This window comes from Comamonas halotolerans, from assembly GCF_030162935.1.
Lineage (GTDB): Bacteria > Pseudomonadota > Gammaproteobacteria > Burkholderiales > Burkholderiaceae_C > Comamonas > Comamonas halotolerans.
In genome coordinates, this window is the sequence record NZ_JASAUZ010000040.1 from 1 (window position 1) to 545 (window position 545).

The 545-nt window shown below is 45.5% G+C and carries 1 protein-coding gene; it reads left to right on the plus strand.

The annotated features are described in order from the left end of the window. A partial coding sequence (locus tag QEP11_RS14315; RefSeq protein WP_284337331.1) for a DUF6396 domain-containing protein occupies window positions 1–436 on the plus strand: 436 nt, incomplete at its 5' end. Between the last annotated feature and the right edge of the window lie 109 nt (window positions 437–545).

The window sequence follows — 545 nt, forward strand, 5'->3', positions numbered from 1 at the left end:
TGATGGGCAGGCCTATGTGGGTTACAAACTCATATTTAATTTTAAAAAATTCAATATTGGAAAATCCATGCTTGAATGCGCTGTTGCACAAAATTCTGCCTTAGGTGCAAAAAATCTGGCCAGTTACCATCGTGCGGTATCTAAAGACTTAGGACTTATGCTTCAAGCACTGCAAAAATCAACCGAATTGGGTAACTCAATGGCTGCATTTGATTTGTATCTTATTTTTGAAAGCGGTGATACAGGCATTTCCGAGCACGCACCAATTTCTATAGATCTGGAAAGAGCAAAACGCTACGACAGAATTTCCAGAGCACTAGATCGTGTACCTGGCACCCATATCCCAGAAATTAACAGCATTGTTCCTCTGCCACCAGCGCCCCTTCCCGAATGGGATGGCAGTTTTTCATTCCAGCGCCAACCTTCTGCGCAGTGATGCCCATGCATCCGGCCCGCATGTCCCCTATATGGCTTTTTAAAAGCACTGGCTTATGTGCCATGGTTTTATGGCTGGCGGCATGCAGCGCAGAAGTGGATGCCATCCA